This is a genomic window from Cryobacterium gelidum, assembly GCF_004403985.1.
Classification (GTDB): Bacteria; Actinomycetota; Actinomycetes; order Actinomycetales; family Microbacteriaceae; genus Cryobacterium; species Cryobacterium gelidum.
Genome location: NZ_SOHL01000027.1, coordinates 167,115 through 190,408 on the forward strand (window position 1 = coordinate 167,115; position 23,294 = coordinate 190,408).

The following is a 23,294-nucleotide window of genomic DNA, read 5'->3' on the forward strand; positions in this document are numbered from 1 at the left end:
CGCAGCCTACTGACAGCCGGCGTACGGATCTCACCCAGCTGCGCCTCCGTTCTACCCCGGCCGGCCTCCGGACTTCTCAGCGCCGGGCTTCTCAGCGCCGGGCTAGAAGCCGAGGCGGCCGAGCTGCTTCGGATCGCGCTGCCATTCCTTGGCGATCTTGACCCGCAGCGATAGGAACACCCGCTTGCCGACGAGCGGTTCGATCTGCTTGCGGGCGCGGGTGCCGACATCCTTGAGGCGGCTGCCCGATTTGCCGATGATGATGCCCTTTTGGCTGTCCCGTTCTACGAACAGGTTGGCGTAGATCTCGACCAGTTCCTGATCGTCGCGTTCGATGATGTCGTCGATGGTCACCGCGATCGAGTGCGGTAGTTCGTCGGTGACTCCCTCGAGGGCGGCCTCTCGAATGAATTCCGAGATGCGCGACTCGAGGGTTTCATCGGTGACCGCGTCGGCCGGGTAGAGCGGTGCGTCCGCGTGCGGCAGCAGGCGCAGTAGTTCGGTCGCGAGGGTATCCAGCTGGATGCGACTGGTCGAGGAGATCGGCACGATCGCCTCCCAATCCCGCAACTGCGAAACGGCGAGGAGCTGGTTGGCGACGTTGGTTTTGGAGGACGCGTCAATCTTGGTGACGATGGCGACCTTTTTGGCGCGGGGAAACGCATCGAGTTGCTCGTTGATGAACTTGTCGCCCGGGCCGATCGGTTCGTTGGCTGGAATGCACAGGCCGATCACGTCGACGCCGGCGAGGGTCGCGGTGACCAGGCTGTTGAGACGCTCACCGAGGAGGGTGCGCGGGCGGTGGATGCCGGGAGTATCGACCAAAATGAGCTGGCCGTTTGTCTGGTGCACGATGCCGCGAATGGCGCGGCGGGTGGTCTGCGGTTTCGACGAGGTGATCGCAACTTTCTCGCCGACCAGGGCGTTCGTGAGGGTGGACTTGCCCACGTTGGGGCGCCCGACGAACGAGACGAAGCCCGCTCGGTACTCGGCGGGGTGCGCCTCTGGTGCTGCGGTCATGACCGTTCTCCTTCATCATCTGACGCTGTGCTTGTGTTAGTGCTCGGTACAGCGAGGAATGCGATCTGCGCATCGATCAAAGCCGCATCGCGTTCCACCAGCACGGTGCTGATGCGCTTGCGGCGGCCTTCGGTGCGCTCGGCGGTGAGGTTCAATCCACTCACCGAGGCGACCGACCCAGCGACGGGCAGTCGACCGAGGGCTTTAGCCAATAGGCCGCCCACCGAGTCGACATCGTCGTCGTCGAGTTCCAGGTTGAACAACTCGCCCAGTTCGTCGACCGGCAGTCGGGCACTCACCCGAAAATGCCCGTCACCGAGGTCTTCGAATTCGACCACGTCGCGGTCGTATTCGTCGGAGATGTCGCCGACGAGCTCCTCGATCAGGTCTTCGAGGGTGACTAGTCCGGCGATGCCGCCGTACTCGTCGACGACCATGGCGAGGTGGTTGGACTCGAGTTGCATTTGCCGCAGCATGGCGTCGGCTTTTTTCGACTCGGGCACGAAAACGGCCGGTCGGGCCAGATCGGCCACGGTGAGTTGGAGGGCGTTGATCGGCCGTTCGAAGACCAGCCGGGCCACGTCGCGCAGGTACAGAATGCCGGCGACGTCGTCGACCTCACCGTCCAGCACCGGAACGCGGGAGGTGCCACTGCGCAGGAACAATCCCATGGCCGCGTCGATGCTCGCGTCGGCGTCGATGGTGATCATGTCGGTGCGGGGAATCATCACCTCGCGCACCACCGTTTCGCTGAACTCGAAGATGGAGTGGATGAGTTCGCGGTCGTCTTCTTCGATCACGTCAAGCTCTGTAGCCTCATCCACCATGCTCAGTAGCTGGTCTTCGGAGGTGAAGGTGGCAAGTTTGGTGCGGCCGGGAGTGACCCGGTTGCCGAGGGCAACGAGGGCGTTCGCGATCGGGCCGAGCAATACGCGCACGAAGTGCACGAGCAGGGCGGTCGCTGTCAACAAGTTGACCGGGTGGGCACGGCCGACGCTGCGGGGGCTTGCGCCGACCAGCACAAACGAGACCGAGGTCATGATGAGTGCCGAGAGCAGAAGGGCCAGCCAGGGCGCGTCGATCGTGGTTGCGAAGACCAGGGTCACCAGCACGGCGGCCGTGGTCTCGGCGGTGATCCGGATGAAGTTGATCGCGTTCAGGTGTGCGCCGGTATCGTCGGCGATGGCCTGCAGGGACCGTTTAGCCCGATGACTCCCGGCCAGACTCGCGATGTCTGCGCGGGACTGAGTGGTGATCGCCGCGTCGACGGCGGCCATCAGCCCGGCGAAAACGACCAGAATCACGGCCGCATAAATGAACCCTACGCTGAGCATCAGTGGCGTTGTCGTTCCTGCATGGTGAAGCCGATGAGAATATCGCGCTGGATGCCGAACATTTCTTTTTCTTCGTCCGGCTCAGCGTGGTCGAAACCGAGCAGGTGTAGCACGCCGTGGGTGGTCAGGAGCAGCAGCTCATCGAGGGTGCTGTGGCCGGCGGTTTCAGCCTGCTCCTTGGCGACCTGTGGGCACAGCACGATATCGCCGAGCAGGCCGGGCGGGGTCTCCTGCTCCTCGGTGCCGGGGCGCAGTTCATCCATCGGAAAGCTCAGCACGTCGGTGGGGCCGGGCTCATCCATCCACTGCACGTGCAGCTGCTCCATAGCGCCCTCGTCGACGAGAACGATGGCGAGTTCGGCGTCGGCGTGCACGTGCATGGTGTCGAGCGCGAAAGCGGCCAGGCGAAGAATGGCGGCCTCATCGACCGGGGTGGCCGACTCGTTGTTGATTTCGATGCTCAACTGGAACTCCGTTTCGGGTTGCGGCCGGGCGCATTGCCGGTGCGTTGGGGGCCACGGGTGGCAAATTCACGGGCTTCGGCACTCTCCTGGCGAAGGGCCTGCTTCTGCGCGTCGTACTCGGTGTACGCGTCGACGATGCGGGCAACGAGCGAGTGCCGCACCACGTCGGCACTGGTCAGATAGGCAAAGTGAATGTCGTCGATCCCGTCGAGCACGCGGGTGACCAATTTGAGGCCGCTCGAACCGGCTGGCAGGTCGACTTGGGTGACGTCGCCGGTGATGACCATCTTCGAACCGAACCCGAGACGGGTCAGGAACATCTTCATCTGTTCCGGCGTGGTGTTTTGCGCTTCGTCGAGCACGACGAAGCTCGCGTTGAGGGTGCGTCCGCGCATGTAGGCGAGCGGGGCCACCTCGATCGTGCCAGCGGCGAGCAGCTTTGGGATCAGTTCGGGGTCGAGCATCTCACCGAGCGCGTCGTAGAGCGGTCGTAGGTAAGGGTCGATCTTGTCGGTGAGCGTTCCGGGCAGAAAACCGAGCCGCTCGCCGGCCTCGACGGCCGGGCGGGTCAGGATGATGCGCTCGACCTCTTTGTTCTGCAGGGCGCGCACCGCCTTTGCCATGGCCAGGTAAGTCTTGCCGGTCCCGGCCGGTCCGATCCCGAACACGATCGTGTTGACGTCGATCGCATCGACGTAGTCTTTCTGGCCGATCGATTTCGCGCGGATGCTCTTGCCACGGGCGGTCAGGATGGGGGCGCCGAGCTGGGCGGAGGGACTCACGGAGCTGTCAGCGGCGAGCATCCGTGCCGCCGTTGCGACCTCGGTCTGACCGAGGTCATGGCCGGTGCGCAGGGCTAGCTGCAACTCCTCGATCAAGCGGCGCACGGCCTCCACATCGTCGGCGCTGCCGCCGAGGCTGACATCGTTGCCGCGCACGTGCACGTCGACGTTCGGGTAGGCACTCTCGATGGTGCTGAGGTAGCGGTCATCGGGGCCGAGCAGGCGCACCATGGCGACGCCGTCGACGGTGAAGCGCAGCTCGGTGTTGGTGCTGGATCCAGCGTCGTCGGGTTGAGCGTTGCCGGGTTGAGCGTTGCCGGGTTGAGCGTCGTCGGGTTGAGCGTTGCCGGGTTGAGCGTCGTCGGGTTGAGCGTTGCCGGGTTGAGCGTCGTCGGCTTTAGAGGGCGCCAAGCGAGTCCTCCCCCATTGAGTCGGAAGGTTCCTGGCTGCCTAGTACGTGGGCGTGCACGTGGAACACGGTCTGGCCGGCGGCTGCACCGGTGTTGAAGACGAGGCGGAACTGCCCGTTGGTTCGTTCGACGGCGATGCGCTCGGCTACCGCCACGAGTTCGGCCAGGAGGGCCGGGTTGCCTGCAGCGAGCTCTGCGACGTTTTGAAACTGCGGGTCTTTGGTGGTCACGACCACGTGCACCGGCGCTTTGGGGGCGATGTCCAGAAACGCGATGATGTGTTCGGTCTCAGCCACGATCGTCGCCGGAATTTCCCGCGCGATGATGCGGCTGAAAATGGTCGGCTGGCCGCTGGTTGAAGACATGCCTCTATCTTAAGCGGCGCTACCAGCGGCACGCACTACCAACGGCCGAGGGTCGCATTGAGAATTGCGAGGGCGGCCGGTCCGGCGGTCGACGTGCGCAGCACGGTGTCGCCGAGGCGCACTGATCTCGCGCCGGCGCGCTCGAGCAGCAGCAGTTCGGCCGGGGAGATTCCACCCTCTGGGCCGACGACGAGCAGAATGTCGCGGTCGTCGGTGGGCGCGGCCACCTCGGTGAGGCGACCGGTCGCGGTCGGGTCGAGCAGCAGCATCCGGGTGGTGGTAGCCAGCACGGCCAGTTGCTTCGTGCTGGCGAGAGGGGCGACGTCGGGCAGCCAGGCCCGAATCGACTGCTTGCTGGCCTCACGCACGATGCTGCTCCAGCGTTCGTGACCCTTGGCGATCTTGGGGCCCTCCCACCGGGTGATGGAGCGCGCGGCAGTCCAGGGGATGACGCCGTCAACGCCGAGTTCGGTGGCGGCCTGAATGGCCAGCTCGTCACGGTCACCCTTGGCGAGGGCCTGCACCAGGCGGATGCGCGGCGTTGCTGCCGCCGCCTCGCTCGCGTCATCGACGCGCACGGTCAACGTCGCGGCCTCTGCCGACAGCACCGTACCTTCCAGGAGCAGCCCGGCCCCATTGCCCAGGCGGAGCCGGTCCCCGGGACGAACCCGGCTGACCGTGACCGCGTGGCGCGCCTCGGCACCGTCAACGACCACGACCTGCCCCGGACGACACTCGCCCGTCCGGAGCGTTTCCTGCAGGTAGAAGTGGGCCACGTTAGCCGAGGAACCGGTCGCGCAGTTTGGCGAACAGTCCCTGCTGGTACTGGCTCAGGGTGGGCGCGGCGGTCGTATAGCGGGCGGCGAACTGTTCGATCAGGTCGCGTTCCTTATGGTCGAGTTTGCTCGGAGTGACCACGTGAATGCCGATCTTGAGGTCGCCACGACCGCTGCCGCGCAGCTTGGTGATGCCGCGGTCCCTGATCGTGAGGACCTCGGAACTTTGCGCGCCGGGGCGGATCTCCACTTCGATGTCGCCGTCGAGGGCCTTCACGGTGACGCTCGTGCCGAGGATAGCGCTGGTCATGGGCACGTCGAGGGAGCACATCAGGTCGTCGCCGTCGCGGCTGAACACGTCGTGGTGGCGCACCTTCATCTCGAGGTACAGGTCGCCGTTGGGGCCGGCGGCCGGGCCCGCCTCGCCGCTGCCGGGCATTTGCAGCCGCAGGCCGGTGTCGACGCCGGCGGGAATGTCGACCGGAACCGTGCGGCGGGCGCGCACGCGGCCCTGGCCGGAGCAGGTCATGCACGGCGTCGCGATGATGGTGCCGAAGCCGCGGCAGGAACCGCACGGGCTCGACGTCATGACGTTGCCAAGCAGCGAGCGCACGGCGCGCTGGATGCTGCCGGTGCCGTGGCAGATATCACAGGTGACCGGCGAGGTGCCGGGTGCGCAGCAGGAGCCCTTGCAGGTGTCGCAGACGATCGCGGTGTCGACCTCGAGGTCGCGGTGCGTGCCGAAGATGACCTCGTCGAGGTCGAGCTCCACCCGGAGCAGTGCGTCCTGGCCGCGTTCGCGGCGTGAGCGCGGGCCGCGGGTGCTACCTCCACCGCCACCGAAGAACGTTTCGAAGATGTCACCGAAATTGCCGAAGTTCTGCTCGGAGGAGCCGCCGTTCTGGCCACCCTGGTCGTACTTCTGGCGCTGTTTGGCGTCGCTCAGCACGTCGTAGGCGTGGGTGATGCTCTTGAACCGTTCCGACGCTTCGGCGCCGGGGTTCACATCGGGGTGCAGTTCGCGAGCCAGGCGGCGGTATGCCTTCTTGATTTCGTCGGTGGTCGCGTCGCGGCCAACGCCGAGCGCTTCGTAGTGGTCAGCCAAAGGTGGCTCTCCTTGAGTTTTTGATGATTCTGGTTCTGATGATTGATCTGATGATGTGGTCTCTACCGCGGAGGCGGCAACAGGTTTAGGTCTCGCCCAGCAGGCGGGAAAGGCGGCAACAGCTTTAGGTCTCGCCCAGCAGGCGGGAGAGGTAGCGGGCAACGGCGCGCACGGCCGCCATGTTGTTGGAATAGTCCATGCGGGTTGGTCCGAGCACGCCGAGCCGGGCCAGGTTGCCGTTCGCGGTGTATCCGCTGGTCAGCACGCTCGCCTCGGGCAGTCCAAACGCCGCGTTCTCGCGGCCGATGCTCACCGAGACGCCGTGCTGGTCGGTTTCCATCTCGCCGAACAGGCGCAGCAGTACCACCTGCTCTTCGATGGCTTCGAGCACCGGGTAGATGCTGCCCGAAAAATCCTCTTCCGTGCGCACCAGGTTTGCCGCTCCGGCCATGACGAGTTTGTCCTGGCGGTTGGCGCCGACCTGTTCGGCGAGGGTACTCATGACCAGGTCGACAATCGGCTGCAGCGCGGGCGAGCCCGGCCAGACGATTGCGGCGAGGGCCACGGATGCCTCGGCCATGCCGAGCCCTACAACCGCCACATTGAGGCGGGCGCGCACCTCGCCGAGCGTCTGCTCATCGAGCGCACGGGGCAGGTCGATCACCCGCTGTTCCACCCCGCCGGAGTCGGTGATCAGCACTGACAGAATGCGTGTCTCGGTCAGCGGCACGAACTCGATGTGGCGCACCTTGGCGCGCGACAGCGACGGGTACTGCACGAGCGCGACCTGGTGGGTGAGCTGCGAAAGCAGTCGCACGCTGCGCACGAGCACCTCGTCGAGATCGGCGGAATGGCCGAGAAAAGTTTCGATCGCCTGACGCTGGGCGGGAGTGAGCGGGCGCAGGTCGGCGAGGTGGTCGACGAAAACGCGGTATCCCTTGTCGGTGGGAATGCGCCCAGACGAGGTGTGCGGCGCCGCAATCAGCTCTTCCTCTTCGAGCAGGGCCATGTCGTTGCGAATAGTGGCGGCGGAGACGCCGAAAGAGTGCCGGTCGACGATGGATTTGGAGCCGACGGGTTCGCGAGAGGCGACGTAGTCCTGCACGATGACGCGCAACACATCGAGGCCACGGTCGGAAACCATTGCGCCGCCTTCCTGATTCTCCGGTACAGCTATGGTCGAGCGGATGCCGCTCCCCTGGCGCGCCGGTGGGCACGCTCGAGCACAGGTTTGCCGGTGCGTCGTTGGCACTCGCATCCGCTGACTGCCAATCCTATCGCGGCCGACTGGGAACGCCCATTGCCAGTATTGCGATGCAAGCGTTTAATTGTCGCTATACGCTCCACCATTTTGAGCGAAAGGCATGATTATGACCGATCCACAGGCGCAACCACCCGGTGAGCCGAACTACCGTGAGCCGAATGTCGGCCAGCCGGCGTACGGCCAACAGCCAGGGACGGGGCAACCCGCCGGCAGCCCGTACGCCAATCCGGTGGTCGCGGCCCCCCTCTCGGAGGCCGATGACCGACAGTGGGCCTCCCTGGCGCACCTCGGCGGTATTTTGAGCTTTCTGCCGTCCCTGATCATTTGGCTGGTGTTCAAGGATCGAGGGCGCTTCACCAACACCGAAGCAAAAGGGGCGCTCAATTTTCAGATCACCTTGCTGATCGGTTACGTGGCGATCAATGTGATCTCGCTTATTCTCGCGATCGTTACTTTCGGAATCGGCGGGATGTTCGTCAGTCTGTCCTGGCTGCTCTGGGTGGCGGGTGTGATCTTTTCGATCATGGGCTTCCTGAAGGCCAAGGATGGGCAGAACTATCGGTACCCGTTCGCCCTTCGTCTGATCAAGTAGCCAGCGCGCAGGTCACTGCAACCCGGGACGATTAGTCTGGAGGTCACTGGCACTGCCGTGCCAGTGACCGGCCGTACACCAGGAGGCCCCCATGTCTGAGCAGAACCCGTACCAGTCAACGTCCGCCACCCCGATGAGCCCCGCCGACGAGAAATTGTGGGCGACACTGATCCACGTCGGCGGCATCATCTTCAGCTTTCTGCCGGCGTTGGTCGGCTACCTCGTGCTGCGTGACCGTGGCCCGTTCATTCGCGCGCACACCGCGACCGCGCTGAACTTTCAAATCTCGCTCTTCATCTACGCGGCCGTTCTGGTTCCCATCACTATCGTCACGATCGGCTTCGGTGGCATTCTGTACCTACCGTTGGCCATCATCGCTCTCGTATTCATGATTCTGGCGGCCCTAGCCGCCAACCGTGGCCAGGGCTACAGCTACCCGCTGACGATCAAGTTCGTCAGCTGAGCACCGGTCGCCCGAGCACTAGTCACTCAGGCGCCGCACCACGGCGTCGGCCAGCAGCCGTCCGCGCAGGGTCAGTTCGATGGATCCAGCGAGGGCGGCTTTCGCATTGATGAGTTCGTCGGCGATGAGCCCGGCAACCTCGATGCGGCCCGCCGGCGACAGTGACGCCACCGGTATGCCGGTGCGGATGCGGCTCTGCAGCAGAATACGCTCGAGCTCGCGGGTCGGCGCGTCGAGCGTCTCGCGGCCGGCCGCCGGCGACAGGCCGCCGAGCATCCGTTCGGCGTACGCGGCCGGATGCTTGACGTTCCACCACCGCACGCCGCCGACATGGCTGTGTGCGCCGGGGCCGACGCCCCACCAATCCTGACCGGTCCAGTAGGCGAGGTTGTGGCGCGAACGGTGCGCGTCGCTCGCGGCCCAGTTGCTGACCTCGTACCAGTGGTACCCGGCGGCGGCGAGGAGTTCGTCGGCCAGCTCGTAGAAATCGGCCTGCTGATCGTCGTCGGTCGGCGCGATCTCGCCGCGGCGAATCTGCCGGGCCAGCTTGGTGCCGTCTTCGACGATGAGCGAATACGCACTCAGGTGGTCGGGGTGCAGGCTGAGGGCCTGCTCGAGGCTCGTGCGCCAGTTTGCGAGGGACTCCCCCGGCGTCCCGTAGATGAGGTCGAGGCTCACGTCGAGCCCGGCGGCGCGGGCCCACTCCACGACGAGCGGTACCCGCTCGGGATCGTGGGTGCGTTCGAGCGTCGCGAGCACGTGCGGCACCGCGGACTGCATGCCGAACGACACCCGGGTGAATCCTCCCGCCGCGAGGGCACCGAGGTAGGCGGCGTCGACCGAGTCGGGATTCGCCTCGGTGGTCACCTCGGCGCCGTCTTGCAAGCCCCACTGCTCTCGCACGGCCCCGAGCATGCGGGTCAGGTCGGTGACTGGCAGCAGCGTCGGAGTGCCGCCCCCGAAGAACACCGTCGACACAGGGCGATCGGGCACGCCCGACGCGGTGAGCATGCGCGCGGCCGCCTCGACCTCGAGCACGGCCTGGCTGGCGTAATCGCTCTGTTTGACGCCGCGCAGCTCGGTAGCGGTATAGGTGTTGAAGTCGCAGTAACCGCAACGTACCCGACAGAACGGGACGTGCAGGTAGACGCCGAAATCGCGTTCGCCAGCGTCAACGGCCGCGGAGGCCGGCAGGAGGCCGTCGTCGGGTGCTGGGTCGCCGACGGGGTGGGGTCCGGCCATGGGAAATGCTCCAGTACGTTGAAAAAATGTTGACTAGTGGCGGATCGCGCCGCTAGTTGATGGCACCAACGGGGTGCAGGGCCCGTAGGTACAGCCTGGTGAACTTGGCCTGCTGAAAGCGCAGTACCGGCCAGGCCAAGCGGTAATACCAGGTGCTGGCCCGTGAGAACGAGCGAATCGTCAGCCAGACCGAGTCATCCTCGCGGTGTTCGACGATGAAGGATTCTTCGCCGCTTTCCGGGTGGCCGGCCATGGTGCCGTAGGCGAATCCGATGCGGGCGACCTCGTCGATCACGTAGACGACGCGTACCGGCGCGGTCACGCGCAGCAGCCACACCTTCATTTTCAGCGTCGCTGTCATGCCGTTGGCGATATACGGCGTGCCGTCGTCAGCGAAGGTGGCTTCGTTGACCGGATGCTGCTGCTTGACTGCCGGGGTGCCGTCGGATTGAAAGGTGACCGGGGTGTACTGCACGCCGGTACCGTTTTCAAGATCGGTCACCTCCATGCCGCTGCCGCGCTGGATTCCCCACGTCATCAGCAATTTGGTCGCGGCTTCAAACCGTTCGTGGGAACTGCCGAGCTTCACGCTCTGTTCCATCGGCCGGTAGCCCTTGGGCGGATAGCTCATCAGGTCGGGAGCGAGCGTGCCGCCGATGGCGGCATAGCTGACGGCGGCATCGGTGAAGGTGGATCTGCGCATCCTCTTTACTTCTTGTCTTTCGTCTCAATGTCCCCCGACAGCGCTGCGATGAAGGCCTCCTGTGGCACCTCGACCCGGCCGACCATCTTCATGCGCTTCTTACCTTCTTTCTGCTTCTCAAGCAGCTTACGCTTGCGCGAGATGTCACCGCCGTAGCATTTGGCGAGCACGTCTTTACGCATCGCCGAGATGCTCTCCCTCGCGATGATGTGGGCGCCGATCGCGGCCTGAATGGGCACCTCGAACTGCTGGCGCGGAATCAGTTTGCGCAGGCGCCCGGTCATGAGAGCGCCGTAGGCATAGGCCTTGTCCCGATGCACGATGGCAGAAAACGCGTCGACCTGTTCGCCCTGCAACAAGATGTCGACCTTGACCAGGTCGGCCTCCTGCTCGCCGGAGGGTTCGTAGTCGAGCGAGGCGTACCCGGCGGTGCGGCCCTTGAGCATGTCGAAGAAGTCGAACACGATCTCGCCCAGCGGCATCGTGTAGCGAATCTCGACGCGGTCTTCGCCGAGGTATTCCATGCCGAGCAGCGTGCCGCGGCGGCTCTGGCAGAGCTCCATGATGACGCCGACGTAGTCTTTCGGCGCGAGGATGGCGGCCTTGACCATGGGTTCGAGAACCTTGGCGATCTTGCCGGTGGGGTATTCGCTCGGGTTGGTGACCGTGATGGTGCGTTTGTCGTCGGTGGTGACCTCGTATGGCACGCTCGGCGCGGTCGTGATGAGGTCGATGTTGAACTCGCGTTCGAGGCGTTCGGTGATGATCTCGAGGTGGAGCAGGCCGAGGAAGCCGCAGCGAAAGCCGAAACCGAGAGCGACGGAGGTCTCCGGCTCGTACCCGAGACTGGCGTCGGACAGCTTGAGTTTGTCGAGCGCTTCGCGCAGCGCCGGGTAGTCGCTGCCGTCGATGGGGTACAGCCCGGAGAAGACCATGGGCTGCGGTTCGTTGTAGCCGGGCAGCGCGTCGGTCGCCGGGCGCAGGGCGGTCGTGATGGTATCGCCGACCTTGGACTGGCGCACGTCTTTCACGCCGGTGATCAGGTAGCCGACCTCGCCGACCTTGAGCCCCTTGCTTTCGATCGGTTCGGGCGAGATGACGCCGATCTCGAGGATCTCATGGGTTGCCCTGGTCGACATCATCTGGATTTTTTCGTGGGCCTTGAGGTGACCATCGATCATGCGCACGTAGGTGACGACGCCGCGGTAGCTGTCGTAGACCGAGTCGAAGATCATGGCGCGGGCCGCGGCATCCGGGTTGCCCTGCGGCGCGGGAATCATCGTGGTGGCGAGGTTGAGCAGTTCCTCCACACCGGCACCGGTCTTGCCGGAGACGCGCAGCACGTCTTCGGGGCGTCCGCCGATGAGGCTCGCGAGTTCGCGGGCGTACTTGTCGGGGTCGGCGGCCGGCAGGTCGATCTTGTTGAGCACCGGGATGATCGTGAGATCGTTTTCGAGGGCGAGGTAGAGGTTGGCGAGGGTCTGGGCTTCGATGCCCTGGGCCGCGTCGACCAGCAGGATGGCGCCCTCGCAGGCGGCGAGGCTGCGGGAGACCTCGTAGGTGAAGTCGACGTGGCCGGGGGTGTCGATCATGTTCAGCGCGTAGGTGACGCCGTCCATCTCCCACGGCATGCGCACGGCCTGGCTCTTGATGGTGATGCCGCGTTCACGCTCGATGTCCATGCGGTCCAGGTACTGGGCGCGCATGGAACGTTCGTCGACGACGCCGGTGATCTGCAGCATCCGGTCGGCGAGCGTCGACTTGCCGTGGTCGATGTGGGCAATGATGCAAAAGTTTCGGATGAACTCGGGGGCCGTGGCGGCCGGTTCCAGCGCGTGAAGGGCTCTCGGTGACATAGTTCGTCCATTATTCCATGCTCGGTGCGGTTACCGGTCTCCGAGAGCTGCGCCGGGCTCGCAGGAAGCTCGGGGACGCGTGCGCGGTGGTATCGCAGGACGGCTGAGCCCGCCGTAGACCCGCGCCATCCATGCCCGGCGACTGGCGCAACGGGCGCGCCCAGCCACCTCGCGCGGCGGCTGGCTAGGCTCACGGGCATGAAGATTCCCGAGGCGCGTGTGCCGGTTCTGCTCGTGCACGGGATTCGGGCTTCGGCGACGATGTGGCGTCATCAAGAGCAGACGCTGCGTGCCGCCGGGTACCCGGTGCTCGCAATCGATCTGCCGGGCCACGGGAAGCGGATGGGCGAGTCGTTCACGGTACCGACGGCGCTCGCCGCCATCGATGACGGGGCGGCGCACCTCGGTGGTCGAGTTCTGCTCGTGGGACTATCGCTCGGCGGTTACTACGCCATGGCGTATGCCGCCCAGCACCCCGATCGGGTGGCCGGACTCGTCGCCGCTGGCTGTAGCGCAGTACCGAAGGGTGTGCTGCTCGAGGGGTACCGCGTGCTTGCCCGGATGATTCACCGACTGCCCGATCGCGGCTTGTGGCTGCACGAAACCATGGCCCGCCGATTACTGCCGCCCGCCGGCGCGCGCGACGTACTCGCGGGCGGCGCCGCGCTCGACGTGATGGATGCCGGATTGCGCGCGACCTCCACGCTGACCCCCCTGGCCAGCCTCGCGGCGTACCCGGGGCCGATCTGGTTGGTCAACGGCGCCCTCGATCACTTTAGGCTGAACGAGAGGCGTTTTCTGGCCGCATGCCGCAACGGGGAGGTCGTCGTGGTTCCGGGTGCGACGCACCTGTCAAGCCTGGCCCAGCCGGAGCGCTTCACGACCATTCTGTTGCGGGTCGCCGGCCAGGTGTCCGCTGCCTGACCATCAGCGTCTGATGCGGTGTCCATTTTCGGGTCGGAGGCCTGCGACTATCGGCCTCTGGACATCCGCGACCCGGGCGGGGCCGGTTTCGGGATGGAGGCACTTGCTGGTAGCGTTAGTGGTTGGCTTGCGTGTCGGGTCCCACCCCGCACGATTTTCGCCGCAGAAGCGCCCTCTACCGCTGAGCGGCTGTCCGTACCAGAATCTAACGAAAGCGTAAAAAACGTGGCAAATATCAAGTCGCAGATCAAGCGAATTGGCACCAACAAGAAGGCCCAGGAGCGCAACAAGGCTGTCAAGAGCGAGTTCAAGTCCGCAATCCGCGCGACTCGTACCGCAATTGCCGCTGGCGACAAGGACAAGGCCGTCGTCGGTCTCGCCTTTGCGTCCAAGAAGCTCGACAAGGCCGTCAGCAAGGGTGTCATCCACCAGAACCAGGCTGCGAACAAGAAGTCGGCCATCGCGAAGGCCGTTTCCGCCCTCGTCTGATCAATACTCGCTGCACCCGACGGGTGTGATCGCATCGGCTCGAGAGAGCGGATCCTGCTCCCCCGTTGCACAGAAAACCCTCGCCCTCCCGGCGGGGGTTTTCTTGTTTCGCGGTAACCCGAGTTCATAGCCGGGCATGGCTCGCCCTGAACCGATCCACCGTCAGGTCGCGGCGGCCGACTCTCTCTGACCTTCCGGAACGCGCTACTGGACCTTCCGGAACGCGCTACTGCTCGCCGCGGCGGGCGATGACGCCGATCAGGCGTTCAAGCGCGAACACCGGGTCGCGGCCGGCACCCTTCACCGCCGCATCCGTTTCGGCGAGCACCAGGATGCAGCGGGCGAGACCCTCGTCGCTCCAGCCGCGGAGGTCTTTTTGCGCGCGTTCAACCTGCCAGGGGGCCAGTCCGAATTGGGCGCCGAGCTGGGCGGAGCCACCGCGGGCCCCGAAGACCTTCGCCATGGTGCGAATCTTCATCGCGAAGGCCGCGACGATCGGCACCGGGTCGGCGCCGGAGGTGAGCGCGTGCCGGAGGGTGATGAGCGCCTCGCCGTTGCGGCCGGCGATGGCCCAATCGGCGACCTTGAACGCGTTGGTCTCGACCCGGCCGCCGTAGTAGCGGTCGACCGTGGTCTCGGTGACCTCGCTCGTTGCATCCGCGATGAGTTGTTGGCAGGCGGCGGAGAGTTCGGCGAGGTCGTCGGAGAACGCGGCGACGAGCTGACGCAGGGCACTCGCCGTGACGCGTTTGCCGGCCACCTTGAACTCGTTGGCGGCGAATTCGTACTTCTCGGTGTCTTTTTTGAGTTCGGTGCAGACGATTTCGATGGCGCCGCCGAGTCCGCTGCGGATCGTGTCGAGTAGTTTCTTGCCGCGCACCCCCCCGCCGTGCCGCAACACGACGTAGGTGTCCTCGGCCGGGTTTTCGAGGTAATCCAGCGCCTCGGCCAGAAAGTTGTCGCTGCACTTCTCGACGTTGCTGACGCGAATCAGGCGGGGCTCGCCGAACAGGGAGGGGCTCGCGAGGGTGAGCAGTTCACCGGGCGCATAGCTGTCGGCCTGCACGTCGCTGATTTCGAGGCTGGGATCTTCGAGCTTGAGAAAATCGCGCAGCTGACGAATGGCGCGTTCGGCGAGGAACGTTTCGGTTCCGGAGACGAGCACGATCGGCGCCGGGCGCACCTGATGCCAGCCAAGCTGGGGAATAACGGTGCCCTTGGCCGTGCGGGCGGGGGAAGCCTTAACGGCCCGGGAACCGGTCGTGGCGGGTCGTGCGGCCAAAGCGCTCTCCTTGGGTCTCGTGCGGGGGTAAATCAAGCCTAACCCGCACCGCTGACTCGCCCGGCGGCGTACGGTACATCGGTCTGCTGCGGGGTTGGGCTGGTTGGCGGACCGCGGTCGGTGACTTTCTCGGTCCAGAGCACGAGCGTGCCGTTGGTTCCGGGTGCGACCACGGCCAAACCCTCGAGGTCCGTTCGCACCGACATCGTGCCCAGAGACGCGAGAATACGGAGCAGCTTGTCGGTCGGGTGACCGTAGGTGTTCGTCGCCCCGACCGAGATCAGCCCCACCCGCGCCCGCAGCTCCGCGTACAGTTCCGGGCTCTGGTCGGCCGAACCGTGGTGCGCAACCTTCACGACGTCGACCCGGCCGGGCGGTGACACCCGGCGCAGGGTGTCCTGCGCCTCTTGCCCGAGATCGCCGAGAAAAATCGAGCGGATGCCCCGCCCGTCGAACATGATCGTGACACTTCCCGGGTTGCCCACCTGCATCGTCGTCGCGCCGCGAATGGGCCAGAGAATTTTCCAGCGCAGCCCGCCGAGCGTACCGGCATCACCACGCGCGGCTTGGCGAACCGTGGCCCCGCCCGCGGCGAGGCGCTCGTGCAGGCGTTCGTCCTCGGCGTTCTCTGGCACCCCGACCAGCGCGGTGTCGACCCGTCCGATGACGGCATCGACCCCGCCGATGTGGTCGAGGTCGTAGTGGGTGAGCAGGAGCAGGTTGATGTGGGTGATGCCGAGCGTGGCGAGGCAGGTGGAGAGTAGCTTCGGGTCGGGTCCGACGTCGACGAGCCCATACTGATCACCGTCCCGCACGACGACGGCGTCGCCCTGGCCGATATCGCAGGTGGCGATCTGCCAGTCGGGCGGAAAGGACACGACGCGCCCGATTCCCGTGCCGATGAGCGACCCGGCGTACCCGCCCAGACCGATGAGCAGTACAGCCAGTGCCGCCGCTGGCCAGCGGGCCGGCCGGGCGGCCGGCCCGCGCAGCACGACCACGAGCCCCAGCATCGTGACAGCCACGAGCAGCAGCACTCCCGGCGGACCGCCCGGCCAGGGCAGCCGGGTACCGGGCAACGTCGACACTCCCTGGGCCACGGCGGCAATCCACGCAGACGGCAGCCAGGCCACGGCGAGCAGTCCTGCAGCAACGCCCGGCAGGACCGGCAGGGTCAGGCAGGCGATCAGCCCGACCACCGTCGCCATCGGCGCGGCGGGGCCGGCGAGTATGTTGGCTGGAACCCCGTACAGCGGCAGGCTCGGGTTCAGCAGGATCAGCACCGGCTGGCAGGCCAGTTGGGCGGCCAGGGGAATGGCGATGATCGCCGCGAGGGCCGTCGGCATCCATTGGGCCAGCACGCGAGCCAGCGGGCCGGCGAGCACGAGGAGCCCGGCCGTCGCGAGCACCGAGAGGGCGAAACCATAGTTGCGGGCCAACCAGGGATCGCTCACCAACAGGCCGATCACGACAGCGAGCAGGGTAGGTATCCCCCGACCGGGTCGGCCGACGCCGATCGATACCAGGGTGAGCGTGGCCATGACCGCCGAGCGCAGCACGCTCGGCTCCGGCGTGACCAGAACGGTGAAGCCGAGTAGTGTCATCAGCGAGAACAGGATGCGCCAGGCCCGGCGCAGTCGAAGATAGCCGCCGAGCAGCATGATCGAGGCGATGACGATAGCGCAATTGGCCCCGGACACCGCCGTCAGATGGCTGAGCGAACTGGTTTTCATCGCGCTGTCGAGGGCGGGGCTGACCGCGCTCGTGTCACCGATGGCCAGTCCGGGTAGCAGGTCGCCCCCGTCGCCGGCGAGACTCGTCGCCGCTGTCTTGAAGCGTGCCCGCAGTTCGTTGGCCCACTGCAGCCACCACGGTGGCGCGGCGAGGCTGCGCGCTGTTTCAGTGGCGAACAGCAGGGCGACCGCGGCGTCTCCGGGCTGGGTCGTGCGCAGCGTGCCGCGCAGCTGCACGCTCGACCCGATCTCTGGTTCGTGTCGGCCCCTGGCAGCTTCGGCGAACACCACGACCGGGCTCGAGACGTGCGCCGTCTCGCCACGGCTGGCGATCTGGGTGAGGGTGGCCCGATAGCGCACCCGTCCAGAGGCTCCACTGCCGATGAAGGCCTTCGCCGCAACGGGAACCGACCAGACAATGACGGTGGCCGTGACCGTGGCGTGTGATTCTGCTGCGGCACGCACTTCTGGCGGCAGGCGCACCGGCGCCCAGACTCCGACGGCGGTCGCCACGAGCGCCGCGCCGGCGCAGCAGAGCATCAGGCTGCCGCCCATTTTCTGCCAGCTGCGAAATCGCGGCGGCGCGGGCGACGTCACGCGCCGGGGTATCCGGCTGGCGACAAGCAGGGCGGCACACCCGCCGGCCAACAGCCAGAGCGTCATGGCAACGACCCCGGCTTCCGCGGGAGCGCCGATCAGCAGGCCTGCCGTCAGCCACACGGCGAGCACCGGAAGCGCCAGCCGCAGGTCGAGGCTCATACCGTGATGAGGTCTTCGAGGCCCGCAAACGTTTTGTCGCCGATCCCGGCAACATCACGCAGTCCATCAACGCTGCTGAACCGGCCATTCAACGTGCGATAGTCGATGATGCGCTGGGCCATGGTCGGGCCGATGCGCGGCAGGGAATCCAGATCGGCCACCGTGGCCGTGTTGAGGTTCACCTTGGCCGCTGGCGCGCTCACTCCCCCGGAGCCGGTGGCCGCCGCGGGGATTCCTGGCGGGATCTCGCCCTGGCGCGGAACATAGAACTGCTCGCCATCCGTCACGATGCGCGCCAGGTTCACCCCGGCGGGATCAGCCTCGGCCGTCAGACCGCCGGCGGCTGCAATCGCATCCATGACCCGCGCACCGTCGCGCAGCTGAAAAAGCCCGGGCCGAGCAACCGCACCGAGAACGTGCACGAACATCATGGCGCCAGCGTCTGCACCGGTCCTCCCCTCGGGCGCAGCACTCGCACCGGCATCAAAAGGCTCCAGAGTGGCGCTCTCGAACGCACCGCCCGAGGGGACCGACACCGATCCGGACCCGACCGTGCGCTGCCCGGCCTGCTGCCCGATGGCCGACACGACCACGGCAACGACGAGGGCGAGCAGCAGTAACACGACCGCCGCACCAACACCGACCCGCAAGCGAGGGCGAGCCCGGGCGGCAGGAGCGAGTCGCTCCAGGTCGAGGGGAAAACGGTCGGGCTGCATGCTCGCAGGCTAGGCCGCGCGGAGCATCCGTTTGTCGTTGGCGAACACATCTGTGCGCCGTGAGCCGGCAGACGACCTGTGGAGGAAGGCCCCGACCGTTCCCTCAGGGAAGAGACCGGGGCCCGTCTTGCGTGGGTCGTCAGGCTCGCGTGACAAACGAGACGAGCTTGGGCACGCGCACGATCACCTTGATGATCTCGCGGTCACCGATGGAACGGATGACCGCAGCCGCCTCCCGCGCCATCTTCTCGAGGTCTTCACCGGAGATTTTCGGTGAGACCTCGAGCAGGGTACGCATTTTGCCGTCCACCTGCACGACCGCGGTGACGGACTCCTGCACGAGCAGGGTCTGCTCGGCCTTGCGCCACGGCACGAGAGCGATGCAGGGCTCATAGCCGAGGTGCTCCCACATGTCTTCGGCGGCATAGGGCGCGAACAGGTTCAGCGCCATGGCGGTGACCTCGGCCGCTTCGCGCACGGCGGCATCCGCGGGGCCTGCACCGGTGTCGATGACCTTACGGGTGGCGTTGACCAGCTCCATCAGGCGCGCGACGACGACGTTGAACTTGAACGATTCGACCAGGCCGGGCGCATCGGCGAGGAACCGGTGGGTGACGCGACGCAGGCTCACGTCGCCGCTCTTCCACTCCACGTCGGGTGCGCTCGTGACGTCGCGGGCAACGCGCCAGGCGCGGGCCAGGAACTTGGCCGAGCCGACCGGGGAGACGTCAGCCCAGTCGATGTCATCTTCCGGCGGGCCGGCGAACGCCATCGTGAGGCGCACAGCGTCAACGCCGTGGGTCTCCACCTCCTCGGTGAAGTAGACAAGGTTGCCCTTGCTTTTGCTCATCTTGGTGCCGTCGAGAATGACCATGCCCTGGTTGAGCAGCGCGGTGAACGGTTCGGTGAAGCTCACATAGCCCTCGTCGAACAGGAACTTGGTGATGAAACGCGCGTACAGCAAATGCAGGATGGCGTGCTCGACGCCTCCGACGTACTGGTCGACGGGAGCCCACTTTTCGGCTTCCTTCGGATCGAAGGCCCTGGTGTCATCTTTCGGGTTCAGGAACCGCAGGAAGTACCACGAACTGTCCACGAAGGTGTCCAGGGTGTCTGCGTCGCGTCTGGCCGGAGTGCCGTCGATCGGGTTCGGCACGTTGACCCAGTCTGCGGCACCGCCCAGCGGGGAGGTTCCCCTGGGCTTAAGATCGAGGCCCGCTGCGGGCGGAAGCAAGACCGGCAGCTGGTCTTCCGGCACCGGAATCTCGGCGCCATCGGCACCGTGGATGATCGGGATCGGAGCACCCCAGTAACGCTGCCGGGAGACCAGCCAATCCCGCAGGCGATAGTTCTTCGCGGCGCGGCCGAGCCCGTCGGCGGCGAGCTGTTCGATGATGCGCTTGATGGCGGTGATCTTGCTCAGGCCATTGAGCGGGCCGGAATTGATCAGGCGGCCTTCGCCGGCCAGCGCTATGCCGGTGTTGAGCGGATCGAGCTCCGGCAGATTTTCGGTTCCGTCCAGCATGCCCTGCGTGATCACCGGGATCATGCCGGTGGCCGGCGAGTTGGTGTCGACGACGACCCGCACGGGCAGGTCGAAGGCGCGGGCGAAGTCGAGGTCGCGCTGGTCGTGGGCAGGCACGGCCATGATCGCACCGGTACCGTAGTCGGCGAGCACATAGTCCGCCGCCCAGATGGGCAGGCGTTCGCCGTTGACCGGATTGATCGCGTAGCGGCCGAGGAACACGCCGGTCTTGGGCCGATCGGTCGCCTGACGCTCGATCTCGGTGCTGCGTTGTACTTGCAGGAGATAGTGCTGGAAGGCTTCCTGTTCCCTCGGGGTGGCCTCGGCGACGAGTTCAGCGGCGAGATCGCAGTCCGGGGCCACGACCATGAACGTCGCTCCGAACAGGGTGTCTGGCCTGGTGGTGAACACGGTGACGCGTTCGGCGCGTCCCTCGATCGCAAAGTCGACATCCGCTCCGATGGAGCGTCCGATCCAGTTGCGCTGCATGTTGAGCACCTTGGCCGGCCAGGTGCCTTCGAGCTGGTTGAGGTCGTCGAGCAGGCGGTCGGCGTAGTCGGTGATCTTGAAGTACCACTGGGTCAGTTTCTTCTTGACCACGACGGCGCCGCTGCGGTCGCTCGTGCCGTCGGCCAGGACCTGTTCGTTGGCGAGTACGGTCTGGTCGATCGGGTCCCAGTTGACCCAGCTGTCCTTGCGGTAGGCGAGGCCCTTTTTGTGGAGCTGCAGGAACAGCCACTGGGTCCACTTGTAGTATTCGGGGTCGCTCGTGTGCAGTTCGCGGTCCCAGTCGAAACTGGTCGCGTAGAGCTTCATGCTCTTCTTCTGCTGGGCGATGTTGTCGTAGGTCCAGCCGCGCGGGTCGATGCCTCGCTTGATGGCGGCATTCTCGGCGGGCAGCCCGAAGGAGTCCCAGCCGATCGGGTGCAGCACGTTGAAACCCTGGTGGCGCCAGTAGCGGGCCACCACGTCGCCGAGCGCGTACACCTCGGCGTGCCCCATATGCAGGTCGCCGGACGGGTAAGGAAACATGTCGAGCACGTACTTGCGCGGCCGGGTGTCGCCGCCCGCGCTCGTCTTGAACGGCGCCAGCTCTTCCCAGATGGGTTGCCACTTCGCCTGGATCGCCGCGAAGTCATACACCTCTTCGTCGCTCTCATCGCGCGCGTCGATGCGGACGCTTTCGTGCTCGTGTGCCACGTGACTCTCATTCATTGCAGGGATTGAACATGATCGATGCGGGAGCATCCGCTCGGGTGCACGCGCGACAAAGCACACGTCTACACCCATTAGATTACTAGGGCGCGGTGACACCGAGGCTCGTAAGCAGTGCGGCCGCCTTGATTCGGGTCTCCTCGATCTCTTCGGCAGCGTCGGACAGGGCGGTGATTCCGCCGCCGGTTCCGATGCTGGCCCCGGCTGAATCGAGCACGATGCTGCGGATCACGATGGCCAGGTCGGCGCTGCCACCGTGCCCGATGTACCCGAATGCTCCGGAATAGATGCCCCGCGGCCCCTGCTCGAGCGAGTCGAGGATTGTCATCGCGCTCTGCTTCGGAGTGCCCGTCATGGAACCGGCCGGAAAGCACGCCTCAATGGCATCGATCACCGTGACACCCGGTGCGAGTTGTGCCTCGATGGTGCTGACCAGCTGGTGAACATGCGGGTAGCTCTCCACCGCGAGCAGGGTGGAGACAGCGACCGTTCCCAGCTTTGCGATGCGCCCGAGATCGTTGCGCATGAGGTCGACGATCATCAGGTTTTCGGCGCGCTCCTTGTCGCTGTGCTGCAGCTCGAGTTTCAGCCGGTCGTCCTCGACCGGGTCGCTCGAGCGCGGACGGGTGCCCTTGATCGGTTTGGTCCGGATGCGTCGATCCCGGCCGACGTGCAGAAACTGCTCCGGGCTCGCACTGAGCAGCGCGACGTCCCCGAATCGCAGCAGACCGCCGTGGTGGCTCGGGCTGCCGGCACGCAGCACGCCGTAGGTATCGACCGGATGCCACCGGCCCGGCACCCGAATCTCATTGGTCAGGCACAGTTGGTAGGCGTCGCCGTCATGGATGGCAGCCAGACAGGTCTCAATCAGTGCGGCATACGCGGTGGGACGGTGACGCCAATGCGAGGCAGCGGATGCCCCGGGGCGGGACGGGCCGGCCGGCTCGGGTGCCGCCGTCGTCGTCGTCGTCGCAGCCAGTGCCTCGGTCATCTGCTCGAACCAGTCGGTCACGAACGAGCGGGACTCGGTTGCCGGTGCGCGTGCCACCAGTGTCACGGTGCGGTCACCATGGTCGAACCGGATCATGCGGTCTATCTCCAGCAGAGCCGCATCGGGATACCGCGACTCGTACCCGGGTGCGCCGACGGTTTGCGCGCCCAGTTCGTAGCCGAGCCAGCCGACCCAGCCGAGGTCGAACCCGTCACCCTCGGGCTTGTCGCCGCCAGCACCGTGCGCGTTTAGATCGCGACGCAGGAACTCGAAGACGGTCTCGTGCGTGACCCGGGGCGGCGCAGGATGCTTCGCGCGAACGTATCTGCTGGTGATCGTGCCCTCCGCCACCGAGGCGGTAATGAAACGGGAGGTGGGCGAGGCCGCGCCGAGGTAGCTGACGCCGGTGCGCGCGCCCGGGCCGGCATCGAGCCAGAAGGTATACCGGTCGGCGCTGTAGAGCGCGGCAAAGACTGCCGCGGGGTCCGACCAGCCGGCCAGGAGTTTGCTCTGCACGGCACCGGTCACCAGAACAGCCTAGCTTTTCGCCGCGGGCACCCGTGTGCTCGAGCCGTGCCCGCTCGCCGCGACCTTGTTGAATCGCGCGCACCACGTAGGCTGGGAGAGATGAATGACATCCTCACCTGGATCCTCGACACCGTCTCCGCCGTCGACCCGGTCATTCGAACGCTTCTGGCCTTCGTGGGCATGCTGCTGGAGACCTCGGTACTGGTGGGCTTAGTCGTTCCCGGCGACACGATCGTCATCGTGGCCAGCACGGCGGTAGCCAGCCCGGTCGAGTTCGTGACCCTCGTTCTGGCCGTGATCGTGGGCGCACTGGCCGGAGAGAGCATCGGTTTTGCCCTCGGACACCATTTCGGTCCGTTTATTCGGGGCAGCCGACTGGGCCGACGCATCGGCGAACACAACTGGATTCGCGCCGAGATCTATCTCGACCGGCGCGGCGGTGTCGCCGTATTCATCTCCCGGTTCTTACCGGTCTTGCACTCGCTCATTCCGGTCACTGTGGGTGCGAGTCGCATGCGCTATCGCACCTTCATGGCCTGGACCGTTCCCGCCAGCATCCTCTGGTCCCTCGCCTACGTGAGCGTCGGGTCGGCGGCGGCCGGCGGTTACCGCGAGCTGAGTGGCCAGCTGCATTTTGCCGGTTATCTGTTCGTCGGGGCGATCGCCTTGTTCGTGCTCGCCGTGTTTCTGATCAAGAAGTGGCTGCACCGCCGCGAACTGCGCCACATGGACTGACCCGCTGGGTCGCGCCGATAA

Annotated in this window: 21 protein-coding genes; 5 read left to right on the top strand and 16 right to left on the bottom strand. The window is 65.9% G+C overall.

Annotation, left to right across the window (positions count from 1 at the left end):
- Positions 1-102 precede the first annotated feature (102 nt).
- From era to hrcA, 8 genes are all read right to left on the bottom strand, one after another.
- Positions 103-1,020 (bottom strand): GTPase Era, encoded by a 918-nt coding sequence (gene era / locus E3T50_RS13870; RefSeq protein WP_134462888.1) that lies wholly within the window; start codon positions 1,018-1,020, stop codon positions 103-105.
- Positions 1,017-2,354, bottom strand: a complete 1,338-nt coding sequence (locus E3T50_RS13875; protein WP_134462890.1) for a hemolysin family protein — start codon at positions 2,352-2,354, stop codon at positions 1,017-1,019. Before E3T50_RS13875 ends, era begins: the two co-directional genes overlap by 4 nt.
- Positions 2,354-2,818, bottom strand: coding sequence for an rRNA maturation RNase YbeY (gene ybeY, locus E3T50_RS13880; protein WP_134552686.1), 465 nt, complete (start codon positions 2,816-2,818; stop codon positions 2,354-2,356). Before ybeY ends, E3T50_RS13875 begins: the two co-directional genes overlap by 1 nt.
- Positions 2,815-3,831 (bottom strand): PhoH family protein, encoded by a 1,017-nt coding sequence (locus E3T50_RS13885; protein WP_134552688.1) that lies wholly within the window; start codon positions 3,829-3,831, stop codon positions 2,815-2,817. Before E3T50_RS13885 ends, ybeY begins: the two co-directional genes overlap by 4 nt.
- Positions 3,832-3,997: 166 nt before the next feature.
- Positions 3,998-4,375 carry an HIT domain-containing protein gene (locus tag E3T50_RS13890; RefSeq protein WP_134552690.1) on the bottom strand — a complete coding sequence of 126 codons (378 nt, stop codon included), beginning with the start codon at positions 4,373-4,375 and terminating at the stop codon, positions 3,998-4,000.
- 35 nt (positions 4,376-4,410) lie between these two features.
- Positions 4,411-5,151, bottom strand: a complete 741-nt coding sequence (locus E3T50_RS13895; RefSeq protein ID WP_134552693.1) for a 16S rRNA (uracil(1498)-N(3))-methyltransferase — start codon at positions 5,149-5,151, stop codon at positions 4,411-4,413.
- A gap of 1 nt (position 5,152) precedes the next feature.
- Positions 5,153-6,256 (bottom strand): molecular chaperone DnaJ, encoded by a 1,104-nt coding sequence (gene dnaJ / locus E3T50_RS13900; RefSeq protein WP_134552695.1) that lies wholly within the window; start codon positions 6,254-6,256, stop codon positions 5,153-5,155.
- Positions 6,257-6,380: 124 nt separating this feature from the next.
- Positions 6,381-7,400 (bottom strand): heat-inducible transcriptional repressor HrcA, encoded by a 1,020-nt coding sequence (gene hrcA, locus E3T50_RS13905; protein ID WP_134462900.1) that lies wholly within the window; start codon positions 7,398-7,400, stop codon positions 6,381-6,383.
- A gap of 220 nt (positions 7,401-7,620) precedes the next feature.
- Here hrcA and E3T50_RS13910 point away from each other — a divergent pair, with 220 nt between their 5' ends.
- Entirely contained in the window at positions 7,621-8,112 is a 492-nt protein-coding gene (locus E3T50_RS13910) for a DUF4870 domain-containing protein (RefSeq protein ID WP_241990932.1), read from the top strand.
- A gap of 91 nt (positions 8,113-8,203) precedes the next feature.
- Positions 8,204-8,575 carry a DUF4870 domain-containing protein gene (locus tag E3T50_RS13915; protein ID WP_241990933.1) on the top strand — a complete coding sequence of 124 codons (372 nt, stop codon included), beginning with the start codon at positions 8,204-8,206 and terminating at the stop codon, positions 8,573-8,575.
- An 18-nt stretch (positions 8,576-8,593) separates the two neighbouring features.
- Here E3T50_RS13915 and hemW read toward each other — a convergent pair whose 3' ends face one another.
- Genes hemW through lepA form a run of 3 tightly spaced genes read right to left on the bottom strand, consistent with a single transcriptional unit; the run spans position 8,594 to position 12,376 of the window.
- Positions 8,594-9,817: a radical SAM family heme chaperone HemW gene (gene hemW, locus E3T50_RS13920; RefSeq protein ID WP_134552698.1), complete on the bottom strand. Its 1,224-nt coding sequence runs from the start codon at positions 9,815-9,817 to the stop codon at positions 8,594-8,596.
- A 52-nt stretch (positions 9,818-9,869) separates the two neighbouring features.
- Positions 9,870-10,520 carry a DUF1990 family protein gene (locus E3T50_RS13925; protein ID WP_134462906.1) on the bottom strand — a complete coding sequence of 217 codons (651 nt, stop codon included), beginning with the start codon at positions 10,518-10,520 and terminating at the stop codon, positions 9,870-9,872.
- Between the two features lie 5 nt (positions 10,521-10,525).
- Positions 10,526-12,376, bottom strand: coding sequence for a translation elongation factor 4 (gene lepA / locus E3T50_RS13930; RefSeq protein WP_134462908.1), 1,851 nt, complete (start codon positions 12,374-12,376; stop codon positions 10,526-10,528).
- Between the two features lie 198 nt (positions 12,377-12,574).
- Between lepA and E3T50_RS13935 the strand changes: the two genes are divergently transcribed.
- Both E3T50_RS13935 and rpsT read left to right on the top strand, forming a co-directional pair.
- Positions 12,575-13,300 (top strand): alpha/beta fold hydrolase, encoded by a 726-nt coding sequence (locus E3T50_RS13935; RefSeq protein WP_134552699.1) that lies wholly within the window; start codon positions 12,575-12,577, stop codon positions 13,298-13,300.
- Positions 13,301-13,525: 225 nt separating this feature from the next.
- Positions 13,526-13,789: a 30S ribosomal protein S20 gene (rpsT, locus tag E3T50_RS13940; protein ID WP_092339797.1), complete on the top strand. Its 264-nt coding sequence runs from the start codon at positions 13,526-13,528 to the stop codon at positions 13,787-13,789.
- Between the two features lie 226 nt (positions 13,790-14,015).
- Here rpsT and holA read toward each other — a convergent pair whose 3' ends face one another.
- The 5 genes from holA to E3T50_RS13965 form a co-directional block, all read right to left on the bottom strand.
- On the bottom strand, positions 14,016-15,071 hold the full coding sequence (gene holA, locus E3T50_RS13945; RefSeq protein ID WP_134552701.1) for a DNA polymerase III subunit delta: 1,056 nt from the start codon (positions 15,069-15,071) through the stop codon (positions 14,016-14,018).
- Positions 15,072-15,109: 38 nt separating this feature from the next.
- Complete coding sequence (locus E3T50_RS13950) at positions 15,110-17,563, bottom strand: ComEC/Rec2 family competence protein (protein WP_134552703.1); 2,454 nt, start codon at positions 17,561-17,563, stop codon at positions 15,110-15,112.
- Complete coding sequence (locus E3T50_RS13955) at positions 17,560-18,279, bottom strand: helix-hairpin-helix domain-containing protein (RefSeq protein ID WP_134552705.1); 720 nt, start codon at positions 18,277-18,279, stop codon at positions 17,560-17,562. Before E3T50_RS13955 ends, E3T50_RS13950 begins: the two co-directional genes overlap by 4 nt.
- A 139-nt stretch (positions 18,280-18,418) precedes the next feature.
- Positions 18,419-21,019: a leucine--tRNA ligase gene (gene leuS, locus E3T50_RS13960; RefSeq protein ID WP_134552707.1), complete on the bottom strand. Its 2,601-nt coding sequence runs from the start codon at positions 21,017-21,019 to the stop codon at positions 18,419-18,421.
- 82 nt (positions 21,020-21,101) lie between these two features.
- Entirely contained in the window at positions 21,102-22,538 is a 1,437-nt protein-coding gene (locus E3T50_RS13965; RefSeq protein ID WP_134552709.1) for an anthranilate synthase component I family protein, read from the bottom strand.
- A gap of 99 nt (positions 22,539-22,637) precedes the next feature.
- On the opposite strand from E3T50_RS13965, the gene E3T50_RS13970 reads away from it, so the two are divergent.
- Positions 22,638-23,273, top strand: a complete 636-nt coding sequence (locus tag E3T50_RS13970) for a DedA family protein (protein ID WP_134552711.1) — start codon at positions 22,638-22,640, stop codon at positions 23,271-23,273.
- Positions 23,274-23,294 lie beyond the last annotated feature (21 nt).

What these genes read in the sequence shown, in the direction of transcription:
- era (WP_134462888.1), bottom strand. Translation starts at nt 1,020, where the DNA reads ATGACCGCAGCACCAGAGGCGCACCCCGCCGAGTACCGAGCGGGCTTC.
- E3T50_RS13875 (WP_134462890.1), bottom strand. Translation starts at nt 2,354, where the DNA reads ATGCTCAGCGTAGGGTTCATTTATGCGGCCGTGATTCTGGTCGTTTTC.
- E3T50_RS13885 (WP_134552688.1), bottom strand. Translation starts at nt 3,831, where the DNA reads ATGGTGCGCCTGCTCGGCCCCGATGACCGCTACCTCAGCACCATCGAG.
- E3T50_RS13890 (WP_134552690.1), bottom strand. Translation starts at nt 4,375, where the DNA reads ATGTCTTCAACCAGCGGCCAGCCGACCATTTTCAGCCGCATCATCGCG.
- hrcA (WP_134462900.1), bottom strand. Translation starts at nt 7,400, where the DNA reads ATGGTTTCCGACCGTGGCCTCGATGTGTTGCGCGTCATCGTGCAGGAC.
- E3T50_RS13910 (WP_241990932.1), top strand. Translation starts at nt 7,621, where the DNA reads ATGATTATGACCGATCCACAGGCGCAACCACCCGGTGAGCCGAACTAC.
- E3T50_RS13915 (WP_241990933.1), top strand. Translation starts at nt 8,204, where the DNA reads ATGTCTGAGCAGAACCCGTACCAGTCAACGTCCGCCACCCCGATGAGC.
- hemW (WP_134552698.1), bottom strand. Translation starts at nt 9,817, where the DNA reads ATGGCCGGACCCCACCCCGTCGGCGACCCAGCACCCGACGACGGCCTC.
- E3T50_RS13925 (WP_134462906.1), bottom strand. Translation starts at nt 10,520, where the DNA reads ATGCGCAGATCCACCTTCACCGATGCCGCCGTCAGCTATGCCGCCATC.
- lepA (WP_134462908.1), bottom strand. Translation starts at nt 12,376, where the DNA reads ATGTCACCGAGAGCCCTTCACGCGCTGGAACCGGCCGCCACGGCCCCC.
- E3T50_RS13935 (WP_134552699.1), top strand. Translation starts at nt 12,575, where the DNA reads ATGAAGATTCCCGAGGCGCGTGTGCCGGTTCTGCTCGTGCACGGGATT.
- E3T50_RS13950 (WP_134552703.1), bottom strand. Translation starts at nt 17,563, where the DNA reads ATGAGCCTCGACCTGCGGCTGGCGCTTCCGGTGCTCGCCGTGTGGCTG.
- E3T50_RS13955 (WP_134552705.1), bottom strand. Translation starts at nt 18,279, where the DNA reads ATGCAGCCCGACCGTTTTCCCCTCGACCTGGAGCGACTCGCTCCTGCC.
- leuS (WP_134552707.1), bottom strand. Translation starts at nt 21,019, where the DNA reads ATGAATGAGAGTCACGTGGCACACGAGCACGAAAGCGTCCGCATCGAC.
- E3T50_RS13970 (WP_134552711.1), top strand. Translation starts at nt 22,638, where the DNA reads ATGAATGACATCCTCACCTGGATCCTCGACACCGTCTCCGCCGTCGAC.